This is a genomic window from Acinetobacter sp. 12966 (assembly GCF_031196995.1).
GTDB lineage: Bacteria > Pseudomonadota > Gammaproteobacteria > Pseudomonadales > Moraxellaceae > Acinetobacter > Acinetobacter geminorum.
Genome location: NZ_JAVIMC010000045.1, coordinates 1 through 586, shown reverse-complemented (window position 1 = coordinate 586; position 586 = coordinate 1). Strand labels below are relative to the sequence as shown.

The window sequence follows — 586 nt, the reverse complement described above, 5'->3', positions numbered from 1 at the left end:
ATACGTATCAATCTTTTGAACTGTTACTTTATCGCCTTCAATTCGCGCTTCAACTTCTTGCCGTGCATAAGCCTGTAAGTTATTTAACTCAACTGCCGTTGTATCAATACGCTTACTAAGTGCTAAGTCCCCTTCGATCATTGCCGATTGAACAGACCAAGTTCCTGCGAAGCCCTGATCATTACCGATCAAATCAGACTCAGATCCAATCAAAGGTGGATTTAACTGTGCATATACACCGTCCGTTTTTTCAGCTACAAGTGAAAGATCATTTGCAACAACACGAATGCTTTCTTGAGCTGCAGCAAGACCATCATCACTTGACTGTTTAACAGTATTTACAACTTTAAGAACACCTTCATCACCATCAATAATTTGCTGTGATAAACCATCTTTGGCTTGCTGAATAGCGTTTTGTCGATCAATGACTTCTTGTGCAATCCGATCTTTCGTATTTTGTATATCTTGCTTAATTGGACCAATTTCAGCGTCAATAGTCTCAATATGATCAATCTTGGTTTTAAGATCCTGATTGAGCTGAGATTCACTGATTTGATCATTCAAGAGCTCAAGAACGTCTGTAGCA

1 pseudogene is annotated in these 586 nt (G+C 39.1%); it reads right to left on the bottom strand.

What is annotated here, in order from left to right:
• Window positions 1–586 (bottom strand): annotated as a pseudogene (locus tag RFW85_RS06665) (phage tail protein); the annotation flags it as partial.